The sequence below is a fragment of the Mycobacterium sp. ITM-2016-00317 genome (assembly GCF_002968295.1).
In the GTDB taxonomy this organism is placed as follows: domain Bacteria; phylum Actinomycetota; class Actinomycetes; order Mycobacteriales; family Mycobacteriaceae; genus Mycobacterium.
The window spans coordinates 3,934,836-3,952,620 of sequence record NZ_CP134399.1; the positions used below are offsets into that span (position 1 = coordinate 3,934,836).

Here is a 17,785-nt window from a genome sequence, read left to right on the forward strand (position 1 = left end):
TGAACCGGACCACACAAGTCCCTGCGCGCGTCGCGACGCCGCGCCAATCCAGAGGAAACGCCTGATGTCCGACGCCACCACACCAGCCCGTCACCGGCGGGGTCTGCGCACTTCGGTGATGCGGAAATCCGCCGCGGCTTACGCCGTGGCGCTGCTGTTCGCGATCGGCGCGGCGACTCCGGCCGCGGCGACCGGCGCGATGTGCGTGACGTTCATCCGCCACGCCGAGTCCGCCGGCAACGCCTCAGGGCTGATCGACACCTCCACCCCGGGGCCGGCCCTGACTCGGGCCGGCGAACAGCAGGCGCAGAACGTGGCGTCCACGTGGGGCGACGCACACTTCGCCGGCCTCTACGCCTCGACCATGGTGCGGACACAACTGACCGCGGCACCCCTGTCGGAAAAGCTCGGGCTGCCCGTCCAGGTCGTCGACGGTCTGCAGGAGATCGAAGCCGGGGTGTTCGAGCACACCCCGGAGCGCGACGCGGCGCAGGGCTACGGCCTGTACCCGTTCGCGTGGGCCGTACAGAACCGGCGCGACCTGCGCATCCCCGGGTCGATCAACGGTGAGGAGTTCGACGCCCGGATGGACTCGGCACTGCAGACGATCTGGGACAACGGCGACCGCGACCCCGCCGTGTTCTCCCACGGCGCCGCGATCATGTTCTGGACCATGATGAACACCGACACCCTGACACCCGAAGCGGAGATCGACCTGCTCACCACCGCGCCGCTGGCCAACACCGACTACGTCGTCGTCGAGGGCACCCCGGCAACCGGGTGGGCATTGGTGAACTGGAACGGGCGGCTGTTCGGTCCCGAATCGGGCTGCGGCCGGACGGGCTAGGGGGCGAGCGCCATGATGCGTTCGGCGCGCCGCAACACCGGCATGTCGACCATCTGGCCCTCGAACTGAAACACCCCGCGCTGCGTGCGCGCCGCGTCGAGGACGCGGCGGGCCCAGTCGACCTCGCCGTCGGTCGGGGCGTACCCGGCGCGGATCACCGCCACCTGCGACGGGTGGATGGCGACCTTGACGTCGAACCCGACCGCGACGGCGTCGTCGACCTCGCCGCGCAGCCCGTCGAGGTTCTTGATGTCCAGGTACACCGAGTCCAGCGCCAGCCGGCCGTAGGCCTTGGCGGCCAGCAGCGTCTGGGAGCGCACGTGGCGGGCCACCTCGCGGTAGGAACCGTCGGGATAGCGGTTGGCCGTGCCGCCGAGCACCGCGAAAAGGTCCTCGGCACCCCACATCAGCGCGTACGCGTTGTCCACCCGGGCCAGATCGACGACGTTGAGCGCGCCGAGCGGGGTCTCGATCAGCACGATGACCTCGTGCGGCGCCAGCGCGGCGACCTGTTCGGGCGCCTCGGTCTTGGCCAGCATCACCGTCGTGTACGGCGTGCGGGCCAGCGCCGCCAGGTCGAGTTGGTGGTCGGGGGTGTCGGCCGGGTTGACCCGCACCACGGTGCGGGACGGATCCATCTGCGTCGCCACCAGCGCCTCGCGGGCGGCCTCGCGGTCCTTGGCCGCGACGCCGTCCTCCAGATCGAGGATCACCACATCGGCTGCCGCCGCGGCCTTTTCGAAGCGTTCCGGCCGGTCGGCCGGGCAGAACAACCAGGCGGGACCTGCTGCCAGCGCCATCGTCACTCCCCCTCGGGGCGCTTGCGCACCATCGTCTTGCGCGAAGCCGTGGCCACGACGTCGCCGTGCTGGTTGCGTCCGGTGTGGGCGAAGGTCACGATGCCCTCACCGGGGCGGCTCTTGGACTCCCGCTTGTCGACGACCTCGGTCTCGGCGTACAGCGTGTCGCCGTGGAACAGCGGCTTCGGAAAGGCGACCTCGCTGAAACCGAGGTTCCCGACGATGGTGCCCTGCGTCAGCTGCGCGACCGACAGCCCGACCAGCGTCGAGAGGGTGAACATCGAGTTCACCAGGCGCTGGTGGAACGGCGGCAGCGCATCGGAGAACGCCGCGTCCAGATGTAGCGCCTGGGTGTTCATCGTCAGCGTGGTGAACAGCACGTTGTCGGCCTCGGTGATGGTGCGCCCGGGACGGTGCTGGTAGAGCACACCGGTCTCGAACTCCTCGAACCACAGCCCGCGCTGGACGACGATCTTCTTGTCGCTCACAGCCCTAGCTCCCGCCCGATCAGCATCAACTGGACTTCCGTTGTGCCCTCGCCGATTTCGAGGATCTTGCTGTCGCGGTAGTGCCGGGCGACGGGATATTCGTTCATGAACCCGTAGCCACCGAAGATCTGTGTGGCGTCGCGGGCGTTGTCCATCGCGGCCTCGCTGGAGACCAGCTTGGCCACCGCGGCGGCCTTCTTGAACGGCTTGCCCGCCAGCATCAGCGCCGCCGCGTCGTAGTAGGCCGCACGCGCGGCGTGCGCCCTGGCCTCCATCCGCGCGATCTTGAACGCGATCGCCTGGTTCGCGCCGATCGCCCGGCCGAAGGCCTGACGTTCCTTGGCGTACTTGACACTTTCGTCCACACATCCCTGCGCGGCGCCGACCGACAGCGCGGCGATCGCGATCCGTCCCTCGTCGAGGATCCGCAGGAAGTTGGCGTAGCCGCGGCCGCGCTCGCCGAGCAGGTTCTCGTGCGGCACACGTACGTCGTCGAAGCTCAGCGGATGGGTGTCCGAGGCGTTCCAGCCGACCTTGTTGTAGGCAGGCTCGGCGGTGAACCCCGGCGTCGGCACCGGCACCAGGATCGCCGAGATCTCCTTCTTCCCATCGGTTTCTCCGGTGACGGCGGTGACGGTGACCAGTTTGGTGATGTCGGTGCCGGAGTTGGTGATGAACTGCTTGGTGCCGTTGATGACCCAGGTTGACCCATCCGTCCGGGCCGTGGTCTTGGTCGCGCCGGCGTCACTGCCGCCGCCGGCTTCGGTCAAGCCGAACGCGCCCAAGGCTTTTCCGCTGGCCAGCAGCGGCAGCCACTCCTGCTTCTGGGATTCGTTGCCGAAGCGGTAGACCGGCATCGCGCCCAGCGACACCCCGGCTTCGAGGGTGATCGCCACGCTCTGGTCGACCTTGCCGAGTTCTTCGAGCGCCAGGCACAGCGCGAAGTAGTCGCCGCCCATGCCGCCGTACTCCTCGGGGAACGGCAGCCCGAACAGGCCCATGTCGGCCATCCCGGACACCACTTCGTACGGGAACGAGTGCTCCTCGTCGTGCTTGGCCGCCACCGGCGCCACCACGCTCTGCGCGAAGTCCCGCACGGTCTTGGCCAACTGCGCGTAATGATCGGGAAGGGTCCCGGTGGCCAGGAAATCTGTCATGACTGCGGCTCCTCGATTGCCGTTATCCGGGCCAGCACCTGACCCACTTTCACCTGTTCACCCGCACCGACCAGCAGGTCGACCACCCCGTCGACGGGGGCGGACAGCGCGTGCTCCATCTTCATCGCCTCGACGGTGACCACCACGGTGCCCGCCGACACGGTCGCTCCGTCCTCGACTCCGACGGCCACCACGGCCCCCGGCATCGGGCTGGTCAGTTCGGCGTCACCGCTGTGGGCGTCGTCCGCCCGCACCGGGGCTTCCCGCACCTCTTCGATCAGCTGCACCCGGCCGGCGCGGGCCAGCCAGATCTGTCCGCCGGTCTGGGCGGCCAGGTACTCGGTGCGCAATCCGTCGACGGTGACGACGAGCCGGTCCCCGGTCACCGTGGCGCGCAGGGTTCGGCTCTCGCTTCCCTCGACGGTGGCCGTCGCGTCGTCCGGGGAACCGGTGAGCCAGACGTGGTCGGTCCGCTCCCCCGCGCGCAGCCGGATCGGTGTCGGGGCGCGACCGGCGATCCGCCACCCCGAGGGCAGCTCCCACGGACTCGACGGCGCGTCCGGCCACGACCGGAGCCAGCGGTAGGCGGCCGCGGCGATCAGCTCGTCGTCAGAGGCGGGCGCGACCACGAAATCGGGCAGCCGCCGGTCCAGCAGCCCGGTGTCGAGATCACCCGCGACCACGTCGGGGTCGGCGAGAAGGAAGCGCAGGAACTCGACGTTGGTGGTCAGCCCCAGCACCGCGGTGTCGGCGAGCGCCTTGTCGAGCGCGTGCAGCGCGTCCGCGCGGTCGTCTGCGTGGGTGATCACCTTGGCCAGCATCGGGTCGTAGTCGCTGCCGACGACCGTGCCGCGGGTGATGCCGGAATCGACCCGCACGCCGGGGCCCGACGGCTCGCGCAGTCCGATGACGTCACCGCCGGTGGGCAGGAAGCCGCGGGCCGGGTCTTCGGCGTACACGCGGGCCTCGATGGCGTGACCGTCGAGCCGGATGTCGTCCTGGGCGACCGGCAGCTTCTCGCCCGCGGCGACACGCACCTGCAGCTCGACCAGGTCCAGGCCGGTGACCATCTCGGTGACCGGATGTTCCACCTGCAGCCGGGTGTTCATCTCCATGAAGAAGAACTCGTCGGGCCGGTCGGCGGAGACGATGAACTCGACGGTGCCTGCGCCGGTGTAGTCGACGCTGCGCGCGGTGTCGCAGGCGGCGGCGCCGATGCGGGCCCGGGTCTGCGGGTCCAGCAGCGGTGACGGCGCCTCCTCGATGACCTTCTGGTGCCGGCGTTGCAGGCTGCACTCACGCTCGCCGAGGTGGACCACGTTGCCGTGGGTGTCGGCGAGCACCTGCACCTCGATGTGGCGCGGATTGAGCACGAACCGCTCGAGGAACAGGGTGTCATCGCCGAACGCCGAGGCGGCCTCGCGGCGCGCGCTGGCCAGTGCGGCAGGTAGTTCGGAGGCGTCGTGCACGACGCGCATGCCCTTGCCGCCGCCCCCCGCGGACGGTTTGACCAGCACCGGGAAGCCCACCTCGGCCGCTCCGGTGATCAGGTCGTCGTCGGTGAGTCCGGGACGGGACACCCCGGGAACCACAGGTACGCCGAAGGCCGAGACGGCCGCCTTCGCCGAGATCTTGTCGCCCATCGTCTGGATCGCGGACACCGGCGGACCCATGAACACGATCCCGGCGGCGCCCAGCGCGTCGGCGAATTGCGCATTCTCCGAGAGGAATCCGTACCCGGGATGCACCGCCTGAGCGCCTGTGCGGCGGGCCGCGTCCAGCAGCGCGTCGATCGACAGGTAACTCTGGCGGGCCGGTGCGGGCCCGATGCGCACAGCCACGTCGGCCTCGGCGACGTGGCGAGCGCCGGCATCGGCGTCGCTGAACACCGCCACCGAACGAATCCCCATGGCGCGTAACGTGCGGATCACCCGTACCGCGATCTCGCCGCGGTTGGCGACCAGGACAGTGTCGAAAAGGTTGTCGGTCATGGGGCTCACATCCTGAAGACGCCGTAGGACACCGGCTCCAGGGGCGCCTGGGCGGTCACCGAAAGTGCGAGTCCGACAACGGTTCTGGTGTCCGCGGGGTCGATGACGCCGTCGTCCCAGAGCCGCGCGGTGGAGTAGTAGGGGTTGCCCTGGTCCTCGTACTGGGCACGGATCGGCGCCTTGAACGCCTCTTCCTCCTCGGGCGTCATGTCACCGCGGACGGTGGCCAGCACCGAGGCCGCCTGCTCGCCCCCCATCACCGAGATCCGGGCGTTGGGCCACATCCACAGGAAGCGCGGCGAGTACGCCCGCCCGCACATGGAGTAGTTCCCTGCGCCGTAGGAGCCCCCGATCACCACCGTCAGCTTCGGCACCCGCGCGCAGGCCACCGCGGTGACCATCTTGGCACCGTGCTTGGCGATTCCGCCCGCCTCGTAATCGCGGCCGACCATGAACCCGGAGATGTTCTGCAGGAACAACAACGGAACCATTCGCTTGTCGCACAGCTCGATGAAGTGCGCACCCTTGACCGCGGACTCCCCGAACAGCACGCCGTTGTTGGCGACGATGCCGACGGGATGGCCGTGGATACGCGCGAACCCGGTGACCAGCGTGGTGCCGTACTCGGCCTTGAACTCGGCGAACTCACCACCTTGGGCAAGCGAAGCGCCGGGGGAAGGTCCGTCGACGATGCGGGTGATCACCTCGTGCACGTCGTAGGGCACCCGGGAGTCGACCGGGACGACGTCGTAGAGCTCGGTCTGGTCGGCGACCGGCGGCACCGTCGGTGCGATCTCCCACGGGGCGGGCGCCTTCGGGGCCAGCGTGCCGACGATCTTGCGCACGATGCGCAGCGCGTCGCGGTCGTCGTGGGCCAGATGATCGGTCACCCCGGACACCTTGGAGTGCAGATCTCCGCCGCCGAGCTCTTCGGCGGTGACGACCTCGCCGGTGGCGGCCTTCACCAGCGGCGGGCCGCCGAGGAAGATGGTGCCCTGGTTGCGGACGATCACGGCCTCGTCGCTCATCGCCGGCACGTAGGCGCCACCGGCGGTGCACGAACCGAGCACCGCGGCGATCTGCGCGATTCCGTTGGCGCTCATGGTCGCCTGGTTGTAGAAGATGCGGCCGAAGTGTTCGCGGTCGGGGAACACCTCGCCCTGGCGCGGCAGGAACGCACCACCGGAGTCGACCAGGTAGATGCACGGGAGCCGGTTCTGCAGCGCGATCTCCTGAGCGCGCAGATGCTTCTTGACCGTGATCGGGTAATAGGTGCCGCCCTTGACCGTGGCGTCGTTGGCCACGATCATGCATTCGCGTCCGGAGACCCGCCCGATCCCGGCGATCATGCCCGCACCGGGGCACTCGTCGTCGTACATGCCGTCGGCGGCCAGCGCCGCCAGTTCCAGGAACGGGCTGCCCGGGTCGAGCAGTCCGTCGACGCGGTCGCGCGGCAGGAGCTTTCCGCGGCTGACGTGCCGCTCACGTGCGCGTTCGGACCCGCCGAGCGCTGCCGCGGCGAGCTTGCCGCGCAGTTGGTCGACCAGCGCGACATGGCTGTCCCGATGAGATGTCCGCGCTGCCATCGCTGAACCGCCTTATAGTTAATGACGACTAACCGGGTGATATGTTAATCACCATTAACTGATGATGTCCAGCACCGGCGGGAGGTTCACCATGACGTCCACCGACGCGTCCTCTCCGCGCAGCCGCGCCAAGTCCGATCGGCGCAGTCAACTGGTCGCCGCCGCGGAGCGGCTGTTCGCCGAGCACGGCTATCTCGCGGTGCGGCTGGAGGACATCGGGGCGGCCGCCGGGGTCAGCGGGCCCGCGATCTATCGGCACTTCCCCAACAAGGAAGCGCTACTGGTGGAGCTGTTGGTCGGTATCAGCACGCGGTTGCTGGCCGGCGGCGCCCAGGTGGTCGCCGAAGCCGGCGACGCCGACACCGCGCTGGAGAACCTGGTCGAGTTCCACCTCGACTTCGCGTTCGGCGAACCGGATCTCATCCGGATCCAGGACCGCGACCTGGGCAACCTACCCGCTGCGGCCAAGCGGCAGGTCAGGCGCAAGCAGCGCCAGTATGTGGAGATCTGGGTCGAGGTGCTGCGTCGACGCACCCCGCAACTGTCCGAGGCCGACGCCCGGTTGATGGCACACGCGGCGTTCGGTCTGCTGAACTCCACCCCGCACGGCGTGAAGCCCGGTCTGACGAGTTCGGCCGAGGCCGGCCCACGTACCGTCCTCAAAGCGATGACGATCGCGGCGCTGACCTCGGCCGAACTACGGTCTTAGGGTGAAACCCCCCGCAGAGGGCTAATACCAGACTTTTCTGCCACCGACGGGCCGGCCTACGGAGCCCAGCACCCAGAACACGGCACCGATCACGAGCAGAACCACACCGATGTAGGTGAGGATCGAGATACCGAAAATAAGACCCAGGATCAGCAGAATCGCGCCCAGGACGATCATGGTCACTCTCTTCCTTTTGGTGGTGTTATTCAGTTGTCTGCGTCAGTGATGTCACTGACTGGGTTGCGGAACGTTGCAATCCGTCACCTTCGGATTCACGCCCGCGTAATTCAACGGACCCGCCACTACCGTCAACGCGATACTTCCGGCTGTGGCGCAATTGGTTTCGCCACCGGTGAAGTAATCGCGCTGATAGGCGGCGAACACGCCGATCAACAACCAGACGAGCACAATGACGCCGAGAGCGCCTCGCATGCCGTGCCTCCTCCGTCTGCGCGACCTTGTGGCGCGCAGCAGAGTTTTACCCCGAAGAAAATTGCGGCAAACCTCGTGGTGTCAGGTCATCCGGCGAAAGCGTCGCACAGCCACTCGACCATTGCTTTTCGCAGCACGGCGCGGTTCTCGCGTTTGTCGATCTCGTGGCCGTCGTCGTCGAAGGTCAGCAATTGCACCGGCCGGCCCAGATCGCTCAGCGCGTCGTACATCTGCCGCGACTCCGCGGGCGGCACGTTGGTGTCGTTGAGCCCGTGCACGAGTAGCAGCGGCGCGGTCACCTTGTGCGCGCGCGGCAACGGCGACAGCCGGTCGAGCAGGTCCTGATCGCTGACCGGGTGGCCGTACTTGGGGTAGGCGGCCGCGGCGATCCACTGCTCGGTGCTGCGATACCAGGTGTTGAGGTCGCTCATGCCGCAGATGCTGATTCCCGCGGCGAACTCGTCGGGGTGGAACGCCAGCGCCGCCTGGGTCAGGTAGCCGCCGTAGGACCAGCCACAGCACGCCACCCGGCCCTCGGGTGCGTGGCCGTTGCCCACGAGGAAGCGCGCGGCGTCGGCGACGTCGTCGATCGCGGCGAACCGGCGCTCCCGGTCGTCGGCGTGCATGAACGCCCGGCCGAAACCGCCGGACCCGCGCACGTTGGGGAGGAAGACACAGATCCCCTCGTCCAGCAGCGCCGGAAAGAACTCGTTGTAGCCGGGCCTGCCCTGTCCTTCGGGCCCGCCGTGCAGGAAGATCATCGCCCCGATCGTCTCCACGCCCTCGGGTGGCCGGAACAGCCACCCGCTGAACGCCAGGCCGTCGCGGGCGATGATCGTCTCCAGTGTGGGGTCGGCCGACACCGGACCGCTGCTGGGTTCGCGGTCCACCAGCTCCCACTCACCGGTGCGCGGGTCGACCAGTTCGACCGTCGGCGGATTCGACGGACCCTCGACGGTCACCGCCAGCATGGACCCGCCTGCGCTGATGCTCAGTTCGCTGGCCACCATGCCCGGCAGCGGGATCGGTTCCTTGAGGGTCTGGTCGGCGTACTCCAGGATTTGTAATTCGCTGGCGCCGTGCACATTCCACAACATCGCCACGGTCGAGAGGTCGTCACTGACGGCAAACTCGTCGAGTTCGTAGCCCGGCCGCTCGGCCAGCACCTGGTAGGACACCCCGTCCGCGGTCACGGTTACCTCGAGCAGACGCGCGTGCTGGGCACCGTTCTCGCTGCGGATCAGCGCCCGCACATACCCTTCGGTGCTGTTGAGCCCGTACTCCTTGGCCGGATAGTAGAGCTCGGTGGTCTCGCCCTCCGGCCCGGAACGCAGCCGACGCGGGCTGTGGTCGTCGAGGATGACGCCGGTGTCGGTGGTCGAGCCCGGATCGTATGGCAGCAGCGCGGTCTCGGTGAGCCCGTGCAACATGATCAGGTCGCGGTAACCCCGAGGCCCCACGCGGACCAGGGACGCCCCGCACCAGGAGTCGACGAGCCGGCCGCCCGACCGCCGGTCGAGCACCGTGACCCCCGCCCCGGCCGGGTCGAGCAGACACGAGCTGCCCACCCCGTCCTCGCCCGTCAGTATCGCGGCCACCTGGGAACCGTCCCACCCGATCAGTTCCGCGGTGCCTTCCACCCCGGAGACCCAGCTGTCGATCCTGCGCGCGGCGCGGTCGTCGGGATCGGTTGTGACGACCCAGATCTGACTGCGGGTCCCGCCCTCGGGCGCGACCTGACACGCCAGCCAGTGGCCGTCGGCCGAGTGCATCACCCGGGTGACGGGGCCGACGACGGGCAGCTCGACATCGCGCGAGGAGCTCGCCCGCCACCCCTGCAGGAACCGCTGCACCGCCCTCGGGTATCCGCGGTCGTCGACGAGATGGGCGAACGCGGTGGCGTCAGGAGACATCGACGCGCCGTAGATCCGGCGTACCTGTTCTGCCACGGTTCCCGATTGTGCACGGTCGGCGGCGGCGATGTGGTGGGGGCCGGTGCCGGGACCCGCTGAGGGCTTGCACAGGTACCCTGCAGCAATGAGGTGGTCATGACGGAGTCACCGTGGGACCGCGGACGTGAGGAGCGATCGGGGCGGGGCGGACGTGAGGAGCGCTACCCCAGTTACCCGGGCTACTCCGACCCCGCATACGCCAGCCAGGCGCCGTACGGCCAGCCTTACCAGCCGCCCTCGGCGCCGCAGCCCACCGAGCGCCTCCCGGCCTATTCGCCGTACGGATACGACCCGTACGCGACCGGGCAGTATCCGCCGCAGCCACCGCACAGCCCGGGTGGCGAGCCCCCGAAGGACCCGAAGCCGCCGCGGTGGCTGTGGGTCGTCGCGGGTGTGGCGGTGCTCCTGGTCATCGGGCTGGTGATCGCGCTGGTGATCGTCAAGAGCTCGGAGCAGCAGACGGTGGTGGCCCCGCTGCCTGCGGCCCCGGAGCCGTCGTTCACCACCCAGACCCCCACCACGACGTCGCGGACGCCGACCACCCGGCCGAGCACGCCGGTGCTGCCCGCCCCGACGCGGCCGTCCACGTCACCCACCGAGCCGACGGTGCCGGGTGCCACCGACGCCGTCGTCTACACCGTGGCGGGTACCGGACGGGCCATCAACATCACCTATGTCGACACCGGTGGGCTGCTGCAGACCGAGTTCAACGTGATGCTGCCGTGGAGCAAAGAGGTCGCGCTGCCCCAGCCGGCCGAGGAGTCGGCGAGCATCAGCATCATCAACGTCGGCCGGGAGGTGACCTGCTCGATCACGGTCGACGGCGCGCAACTGGATCAGCGCACCGGCGCCGGCCTGACCATCTGCACTCCCCGGCGCTAACCGATCGGCGGCCGCCCCGGGGCGCGTACCGGTAGGAAGAGCAGCAGGCCGAGCACCAGCACCACGAGCAGACCGCCCATGCCCGCCCGTTGGCTGTCGAAGACGTCGATGAACACCGAGAACAGCCACGGCGCCAGGAACGTCGCGGCACGCCCGGCCATCGTGTACAGCCCGAACGTCACGCCTTCCTTGCCGTACGCGCACAGCCGCAGCATCAACGTCCTGGCCGAGGACAGCGTCGGGCCGATGAACAGGCACAGCAGGAGGCCGCACGCCCAGAAGGCCGCCGCGCCCGACAGCGTCATCATCACCACGCCCACGGCGACCATCGAGGTCAGCGACGCCACGATGACGGGCTTGGAGCCCACCCGGTCGTCGACCCGGCCGCCGACCACCGCACCGAGGGCCGCCACCACGCAGGCAGCGACACCGAACAACAGCACGTCGGCCTGCGAGACCCCGTACACGGTCACCCCGAGCACCGCGCCGAAGGTGAAGATGCCGGTGAGCCCGTCGCGGAACACCGCGCTCGCGCCGAGGTAGTAGACGAAGTTCCGGTCGCGTCGCCATTCGTCGCGCACCTCGGTCCACAGCCGGCGGTAGGCGCCGGCGAACCCCACCCGCTCCGCCGGGTCGTGCGCCGGGGCACGCGGCACCGAGATCAGCAGCGGCAGCGCGAACAGCGCGAACCACGCGGCGACCAGCAGCATGGCCGCCCGCACGTTCTGTCCGTCGTCGGCGGGCAGGCCCAGCAGGCCGCGGGTGTCCCCGTCACCTGCGATGAATCCGAGGTACACCACCAGCAGGGCCAGCACGCTGCCGAAATACCCCAGCGCCAAACCGATTCCGGAGATCCGCCCGGTTGTCGCCGGGGTCGACAGCTCGCGCAGCATCGCGTTGTAGGGCACGGTCGCCAGCTCGCTGCAGGCCGCGGTGCACGCGAGCAGCACCAGACCGGGCCACAGGTACCGGTGGTCGTCGCGGATCAGGCTCATCGACGCGGTCAGCAGCACGACCAGCCCGGTCAGCAGCGCCAGCGCGCGGCGGCGCCGGGCAGGCGCGTTGACCCAGACCCCGGTCACCGGTGCGAGGAGCGCCACCACCAGGCCCGCCAGCGCCAGCGCACGGCCCAGCCAGCTCGCCGGACTGGTGTCGCCGGGCAGGTCGTCGCCGACCGTGGCCGTGAGGTACACGGTGAAGACGAACGTGATCACGATCGCATTGATCGCCGTCGCCCCGAAATCCCACATCGCCCAGGCCAGCACCTGCCCGCGCGTCGCGGTACGGGCGGGTGGTCCGGTCGTGGGCGACACCTCGGTCATGGTGGCCCACGATATAGTCCGGCGCATGCCCGTCCCCGCTCCCAGTGCGGATGCCCGTGCCGTCGTCACCGGTGCATCCCAGAACATCGGCGAGGCACTCGCCGAAGAGCTCGCCCACCGCGGCCACAACCTGATCGTCACCGCACGCCGCGAAGAGGTGCTGGAGTCGCTGGCCCAGCGTCTTCGCGACACCTACGAGGTGACCGTCGAGGTGCGTGCCGTCGACCTCGCCGATCCGCAGGCCCGCGCCGCGTTCTGCGAGGAGCTGGCCACCCGCGACATCTCCATACTGTGCGCCAACGCAGGCACCGCGACGTTCGGTCCGGTGGCCTCGCTGGATCCAGCCGAAGAGCGGAAACAGGTGCAACTCAACGTGCTCGGGGTCCACGATCTCGTGCTGGCGGTGCTGCCCGGCATGGTGGAGCGCGGCGCAGGCGGGATCCTGATCTCGGGGTCGGCGGCAGGCAACTCCCCGATTCCGAACAACGCGACCTATGCCGCGACGAAGGCGTTCGTGAACACGTTCAGCGAGTCGCTGCGCGGCGAGGTGAAGGACGCGGGCGTGCACGTCACCGTGCTGGCGCCGGGGCCCGTGCGCACCGAGCTGCCCGACCCGGACGAGCAGTCGCTGGTCGAGCGGCTGATCCCCGACTTCCTGTGGATCGACACCCACTACACCGCCAAGGTGTCGCTGGATGGGTTGGACCGCAACAAGATGCGCGTCGTGCCCGGCATCACGTCCAAGGCGATGTCGGCGGCCAGCGGGTACGCCCCGCGCGCGATCGTGGCCCCGATCGTCGGCGCGGTGTACAAGAAGCTCGGCGGCGACTGAGCTTCCGTTCTGCGCAGAACGTGCATTCCACACGCGGAAATTCGCGAATTCGCCGCGTGGAATGTTCGGCGGGTGTCAGCGCCTGCGTCGGCGGCGGCCGGTGCCGAAGATACTGCGGGTGATCTCGCGGCCGATCACCGTGCCCGCTGACCGCATCGCGCTCTTGAACGCCGGGTTGTCCATCATCTTGTCCAGGAAGCCCGGGCCGTCGGGGTCCACCGGCGCCGGCATCGGTGGCATCTCCCCCGTCGGCGGCACGTAGACCGGGGGCGGCGGCGCGGCGGGCGGCGCGGCCATCGGTGGCGGTGGCGGTGGCGGTGGCGGTGCCAGTTTCGCCGCGAGTCGCTCGTAGGCCGATTCCCGGTCGATGGTCTGGCCGTACTCGGCCTGCAGCGCACTGCCTGCCGCCGCGGCGGCGATCGCGTCAGGTCCGATGGTGTCCATCAGCGAACGCGGCGCCCTCATCCGCGTCCACGCCACCGGGGTGGGCACGCCCTTCTCGGAGAGCACGGTGACCACCGCCTCGCCGATGCCCAGCGAGGTCAGCGCCGACTCCAGGTCGTACACCGAGGTTTTCGGGTACGTCCGCACCGTCTTGGTCAGCGCCTTCTGGTCGTCGGGGGTGAACGCGCGCAGTGCGTGTTGGATCCGGGCGCCGAGCTGGCTGAGCACCTCTTTGGGGACGTCGGTGGGCAGTTGGGTGCAGAACAGCACCCCGACGCCTTTGGAGCGGATCAGCTTGACAGTCTGCTCCACCTGCGCCAGGAACGCTTTCGACGCGTCGGTGAAGAGCAGGTGCGCCTCGTCGAAGACGAAGACGAGCTTGGGCCTGTCGACGTCACCGACTTCGGGCAGTGAGGTGAACAGGTCTGCCAGCACCCACATCAGGAACGTCGAGAACATCACCGGCCGCGCGGCCTGGCTGCCCAGCTCCAGCAGGGTGATCACCCCGCGGCCGGACGCGTCCACCCGCATCAGGTCCTCGGGCTCGAGTTCGGGTTCGCCGAAGAACGTGTCCGCGCCTTCGGCCTCCAGATTGACCAGGGCCCGCAGGATCACCCCTGCGGTGGTGGTGGACACCGCGCCGAGAGCCTTCAGCTGCGGCTTGCCTTCGTCACCGGTCAGATACTGGATCACCGAACGCAGGTCTTTCAGGTCCAGCAGCGGCAGCCCCTGCTGGTCGGCCCAGTGGAAGATCAGACCCAGGGTGGACTCCTGAGTTCGGTTGAGACCCAGTACCTTCGACAGCAGGATCGGGCCGAAGCTGCTGACCGTGGCGCGCACGGGCACCCCGATGCCCGAGGTGCCCAGCGACAGGAACTCCACCGGATACGCGGTGGGGACCCACGCGTCGCCGGTGTCGGCCGCACGCCGGCGCACGTTGTCGTCGGGCTCGCCGGGTCTCGACAGCCCCGACAGGTCGCCCTTGACGTCAGCCATCACCACCGGCACACCGGCCGCCGACAACTGCTCGGCGATCACCTGCAGTGACTTCGTCTTCCCGGTGCCGGTAGCGCCCGCGACCAGGCCGTGCCGGTTGAGGGTGGACAGCGGCACCCGCACCCGCGCCGAAGGGTCGCAGACCCCGTCGACCACGACGCAACCCAACTCCAGGGCCGCGCCGTCGACGGCATAACCTGCGGCGATCTGCTGCGGGGCGGTCGACGCCGACTCGCTGGTCATGAGTCGCACATTAGCCCTGTTCGGGCCGCGATTGGCCGGGTGTGGTCTGCCCGCCGTGGCGCCGGGGCTTACTGTGAGCGCTGTGCGTGACGAACTGGTATGGATCGACTGCGAGATGACCGGCCTGGACCTCAAGTCCGATCTCCTCATCGAAATCGCGGTCCTGGTGACCGACTCGGAACTGAACATCCTGGGCGACGGTCTCGACGTGGTCATCCACGCCGACGACGACGCGTTGTCCTCAATGGTCGACGTCGTCGCCCAGATGCACACCAAGTCCGGGCTCGTCGAGGAGGTGCGTGCCTCGACCGTCGACGTGGCCACCGCCGAGGACATGGTGCTGACCTACATCCGTGAGCACGTCAAGCAGGCCAAGACCGCACCGCTGGCGGGCAACTCGATCGCCACCGATCGGGGCTTCATCGCCCGCGACATGCCCAAGCTCGACGACTTCCTGCACTACCGGATGATCGACGTCAGCTCGATCAAGGAGCTGTGCCGGCGCTGGTACCCGCGGATCTACTTCGGTCAGCCGGAGAAGGGCCTGGCCCACCGTGCGCTCGCCGACATCCACGAGTCCATCCGCGAGCTCAAGTACTACCGCCAGACGGCCTTCGTGGCGCCGCCCGGGCCGTCGACCAGCGACATTGCCGCCATCGCGGCCCAACTCGGACCGGATTCGCCCGGCGATTCGGTTCCAGAGGACAAGAGCAGCTAGTATGACCAAGCCGCTTTCCGAGCGGCGATGGTGGCTGTAGTTCAGTTGGTAGAGCACCAGGTTGTGATCCTGGCTGTCGCGGGTTCGAGTCCCGTCAGCCACCCCAACGGAGGGAGCGCCGTCTACTTCGGTAGGCGGCGCTCCTTTCTTTTGTCGGTCGCCCGAGTCAGCGAAGCTCTGACTTCGGCATCGCCAAAGCAGCTGGTGAAGCGGTAGCGGCTTCGACTGGGTGATTCTGCGTCCCGCCGAGCTGACTGTGGCACCGGCCTGGGACGCGCGCGGTGATCCACACCGTGTCACGAGACAACGTCGCCGCCACGTTGGCACAACTCGTCCACAACCTCGAGATGCCTCGCGTCGTCCTCGAACTACCGACGGTTCGACCAGGATCAGCCAGGCGATCGAGGCGTTGGGGGTCTGAGCGCGCCGGCACGCCGCATTACTTCCGCGGCCCTCGTAACCGAGCGAACGTTCTCAGAGTGCCGTCAACCAGTACGGCCACCGCGGGTCGGACATCTTCAGGCGCGCCCGCATCAGCTTCCAGCAGCCGTACTTGTGATAATCGAAATCCCACGCGGAATTGAGCTGCTGATTGACGCAGGCCCACAATCCCCACTTCAGGTCTGCCAACGCACCACAGACCTGAACTCGCGACAGCAGGCCGAAGTCCACCCTGCCGTAGTAATCCTCCACGAGTTCCAGCAGCTGCTCTTCCCCGTAGAACATCTCGGTGGTCAAAACGGCCAACTCGTAGGCGCGCTCGTTGTTCGACGCAAACTCGAAGTCGACCATCTTCATCTGTTTGCCGACGGCGACAAGGAAGTTGCCCGGCATCGGATCGTTGTGACAGGCAACCAGTTCCAATCCTGAACTCAGCATGGCCGACTTCGCCACTCGGTACTCGCCAAGAATCAGTTCGGCATCGGCGGGTAACCTCACGGCGTGCTCGTGGACGCCCTCGAGATGCTCGTCGATCATGTCGAAGACCGTCTTGGTGACGCTGAGTAGAGCGCCGTCGTGCAACACCCGGTAGAGATCGATGATCTGGTGGGGGATGCTCGGATCCTTGAAATCTCCGTTGGTGCAGGCCCGATAGTCTTCGAGGAACTCGATCACCTCGACCCCGCTGCCGGAATCGAAGTAGACCAGCTCGGGCCCGATTCCTCGTTCGCCCGCGCGGCGGGCCGCCTCGTTGGCGACCACACGGTCGATGAACGCGTCACTACCGTCGCCGGGGATCTTGAGAAAGTATCGCTTATCGGATCCGGAGACCGTGATACGCCAGTTGCTGTTCTGCAGCCCGCCAAACACCGGTGCATACTCGATCTTCCTACCGCGCCACGGGGCGATCGTCTGCAAGACCTCCTCCACGCGGCGTTCGGTGGCGGTGCGAGCAGTACCCACCTCCCGGTTTCCGGTGGTGTCTCGTGTTGTCGCGTCCGCGGTCACAGGTTCCTCAGACGATCGTGGAAGTGCACGTCGCCCAGGCCCGCACGTGCTCGCACGAATTGCCAGTCGGAGAATTTCGAGTACTCTAGGGTGCCCGGCCGGGCGGTGTCGGCGTACGCACCGACCATTCCCCACCGGACGCAATCAGCGACGCCGTAGACCCGCGCGCGGTCGAACAACGACTGATCAAACGTGCCCCACGCGATCTCGAACGCCGCCCGGGCGTCCCCGTCGAATGAGCGGACCTCTGCCAGCACCACGCCGATATCCTGCAGCGGGTCCATCTGCGCGGCGACATCCCAGTCGAGGAGAAGCATGTCGCCACCGTCGGTCAGCAAGACGTTGGAGACATTGCCGTCCCCGTGGCACGGCACCACGTCGAATCCCGTTGCCATTATCCGCTTCTCAGCCATGTCGAGCTGCCGCATCATCCATCCGAAGTCTTTCGGCAGCGGCACGGAGTTGGCCTGGATCAACGCGGAGAGAGCCCGGATGTCGTCGAAAACGCTAGCCGTGCGGGAGATCGATCCGAACAGGTGCACCCGCGCCCTTAGCGTGAGCAGCTGCTCGAGCCGGGCATCGTCGTCGAAAACGTCCAGCGTGGCCGTCGACGATGAGTCGATCAGGTTCTCCAGCACCAGCACTCCGGCATCTGCATCGGCCGCAAGCACGCGCGGCCCCACGCCGTTCTCTCCTGCCTCAGTGGCTGCATCGAACGACCCGGCTATGTCGACGTAGGCACCGGCGTGCCCGATCATCGATTTCACGAAGGCGTCGCGTGGCGCCAAGGAGTCATCGGCACGGACGTCGAAGCAGTCCGAGTCTGCGCTCCACCAACTCGGACTGGCCATGGCCGGCACGGGTTGGGCGGTGATGGGCCTGTCGGTGAACAACCCCATCGCATGCAACTGTGCGGCTATCGCCGGTTGGGTAGTGC

General features: G+C 68.2%; 17 protein-coding genes and 1 tRNA gene. 6 read left to right on the top strand and 12 right to left on the bottom strand.

Annotated elements, in window-relative coordinates; genetic code table 11:
- Nucleotides 1-64 precede the first annotated feature (64 nt).
- Complete coding sequence (locus C6A87_RS18715; RefSeq protein ID WP_311113658.1) at nucleotides 65-847, top strand: histidine phosphatase family protein; 783 nt, start codon at nucleotides 65-67, stop codon at nucleotides 845-847.
- Here the strand turns inward: C6A87_RS18715 and C6A87_RS18720 are convergent.
- The 5 genes from C6A87_RS18720 to C6A87_RS18740 are packed head-to-tail and all read right to left on the bottom strand — an operon-like array spanning nucleotide 844 to nucleotide 6,869.
- Nucleotides 844-1,647 (bottom strand): CoA ester lyase, encoded by an 804-nt coding sequence (locus C6A87_RS18720; protein ID WP_311113659.1) that lies wholly within the window; start codon nucleotides 1,645-1,647, stop codon nucleotides 844-846. The two genes, C6A87_RS18715 and C6A87_RS18720, sit on opposite strands and share 4 nt — an antisense overlap.
- A 2-nt stretch (nucleotides 1,648-1,649) precedes the next feature.
- Nucleotides 1,650-2,135: a MaoC family dehydratase gene (locus tag C6A87_RS18725; RefSeq protein ID WP_311113660.1), complete on the bottom strand. Its 486-nt coding sequence runs from the start codon at nucleotides 2,133-2,135 to the stop codon at nucleotides 1,650-1,652.
- On the bottom strand, nucleotides 2,132-3,292 hold the full coding sequence (locus C6A87_RS18730) for an acyl-CoA dehydrogenase family protein (RefSeq protein WP_311113661.1): 1,161 nt from the start codon (nucleotides 3,290-3,292) through the stop codon (nucleotides 2,132-2,134). Before C6A87_RS18730 ends, C6A87_RS18725 begins: the two co-directional genes overlap by 4 nt.
- Nucleotides 3,289-5,283 carry an acetyl/propionyl/methylcrotonyl-CoA carboxylase subunit alpha gene (locus C6A87_RS18735; RefSeq protein ID WP_311113662.1) on the bottom strand — a complete coding sequence of 665 codons (1,995 nt, stop codon included), beginning with the start codon at nucleotides 5,281-5,283 and terminating at the stop codon, nucleotides 3,289-3,291. The genes C6A87_RS18730 and C6A87_RS18735 overlap by 4 nt, the downstream gene beginning before the upstream one ends.
- Nucleotides 5,284-5,288: 5 nt before the next feature.
- Nucleotides 5,289-6,869 (bottom strand): carboxyl transferase domain-containing protein, encoded by a 1,581-nt coding sequence (locus tag C6A87_RS18740; RefSeq protein WP_311113663.1) that lies wholly within the window; start codon nucleotides 6,867-6,869, stop codon nucleotides 5,289-5,291.
- Nucleotides 6,870-6,960: 91 nt separating this feature from the next.
- Between C6A87_RS18740 and C6A87_RS18745 the strand changes: the two genes are divergently transcribed.
- Complete coding sequence (locus tag C6A87_RS18745) at nucleotides 6,961-7,578, top strand: TetR/AcrR family transcriptional regulator (RefSeq protein ID WP_311117986.1); 618 nt, start codon at nucleotides 6,961-6,963, stop codon at nucleotides 7,576-7,578.
- A gap of 21 nt (nucleotides 7,579-7,599) precedes the next feature.
- Here C6A87_RS18745 and C6A87_RS18750 read toward each other — a convergent pair whose 3' ends face one another.
- The 3 genes from C6A87_RS18750 to C6A87_RS18760 all read right to left on the bottom strand — a co-directional run bounded on the left by C6A87_RS18750 (nucleotide 7,600) and on the right by C6A87_RS18760 (nucleotide 9,923).
- Nucleotides 7,600-7,761 carry a hypothetical protein gene (locus C6A87_RS18750; RefSeq protein WP_311118167.1) on the bottom strand — a complete coding sequence of 54 codons (162 nt, stop codon included), beginning with the start codon at nucleotides 7,759-7,761 and terminating at the stop codon, nucleotides 7,600-7,602.
- Between the two features lie 45 nt (nucleotides 7,762-7,806).
- Nucleotides 7,807-8,010 carry a hypothetical protein gene (locus tag C6A87_RS18755; protein ID WP_003928317.1) on the bottom strand — a complete coding sequence of 68 codons (204 nt, stop codon included), beginning with the start codon at nucleotides 8,008-8,010 and terminating at the stop codon, nucleotides 7,807-7,809.
- An 86-nt stretch (nucleotides 8,011-8,096) separates the two neighbouring features.
- Entirely contained in the window at nucleotides 8,097-9,923 is a 1,827-nt protein-coding gene (locus tag C6A87_RS18760) for an alpha/beta fold hydrolase (protein WP_311117987.1), read from the bottom strand.
- A gap of 135 nt (nucleotides 9,924-10,058) precedes the next feature.
- On the opposite strand from C6A87_RS18760, the gene C6A87_RS18765 reads away from it, so the two are divergent.
- Nucleotides 10,059-10,844 (top strand): MmpS family transport accessory protein, encoded by a 786-nt coding sequence (locus C6A87_RS18765; RefSeq protein ID WP_311113664.1) that lies wholly within the window; start codon nucleotides 10,059-10,061, stop codon nucleotides 10,842-10,844.
- On the opposite strand, the gene C6A87_RS18770 is transcribed toward C6A87_RS18765, so the two are convergent.
- Nucleotides 10,841-12,166 carry an MFS transporter gene (locus tag C6A87_RS18770; RefSeq protein WP_311113665.1) on the bottom strand — a complete coding sequence of 442 codons (1,326 nt, stop codon included), beginning with the start codon at nucleotides 12,164-12,166 and terminating at the stop codon, nucleotides 10,841-10,843. The two genes, C6A87_RS18765 and C6A87_RS18770, sit on opposite strands and share 4 nt — an antisense overlap.
- Before the next feature lie 25 nt (nucleotides 12,167-12,191).
- On the opposite strand from C6A87_RS18770, the gene cmrA reads away from it, so the two are divergent.
- Nucleotides 12,192-12,998, top strand: a complete 807-nt coding sequence (gene cmrA, locus C6A87_RS18775) for a mycolate reductase (RefSeq protein WP_311113666.1) — start codon at nucleotides 12,192-12,194, stop codon at nucleotides 12,996-12,998.
- A 75-nt stretch (nucleotides 12,999-13,073) separates the two neighbouring features.
- Here cmrA and C6A87_RS18780 read toward each other — a convergent pair whose 3' ends face one another.
- Entirely contained in the window at nucleotides 13,074-14,681 is a 1,608-nt protein-coding gene (locus C6A87_RS18780) for a helicase HerA-like domain-containing protein (RefSeq protein ID WP_311113667.1), read from the bottom strand.
- 82 nt (nucleotides 14,682-14,763) lie between these two features.
- On the opposite strand from C6A87_RS18780, the gene orn reads away from it, so the two are divergent.
- Together orn and C6A87_RS18790 are read left to right on the top strand one after the other, a co-directional pair.
- Nucleotides 14,764-15,399 (top strand): oligoribonuclease, encoded by a 636-nt coding sequence (gene orn, locus C6A87_RS18785; RefSeq protein WP_311113668.1) that lies wholly within the window; start codon nucleotides 14,764-14,766, stop codon nucleotides 15,397-15,399.
- Nucleotides 15,400-15,429: 30 nt separating this feature from the next.
- Nucleotides 15,430-15,505, top strand: a tRNA-His gene (locus tag C6A87_RS18790).
- Between the two features lie 368 nt (nucleotides 15,506-15,873).
- On the opposite strand, the gene C6A87_RS18795 is transcribed toward C6A87_RS18790, so the two are convergent.
- Nucleotides 15,874-16,848, bottom strand: a complete 975-nt coding sequence (locus C6A87_RS18795; protein ID WP_311113669.1) for a choline/ethanolamine kinase family protein — start codon at nucleotides 16,846-16,848, stop codon at nucleotides 15,874-15,876.
- Nucleotides 16,845-17,747: a phosphotransferase gene (locus C6A87_RS18800; RefSeq protein ID WP_311113670.1), complete on the bottom strand. Its 903-nt coding sequence runs from the start codon at nucleotides 17,745-17,747 to the stop codon at nucleotides 16,845-16,847. Before C6A87_RS18800 ends, C6A87_RS18795 begins: the two co-directional genes overlap by 4 nt.
- Nucleotides 17,748-17,785: the final 38 nt, after the last annotated feature.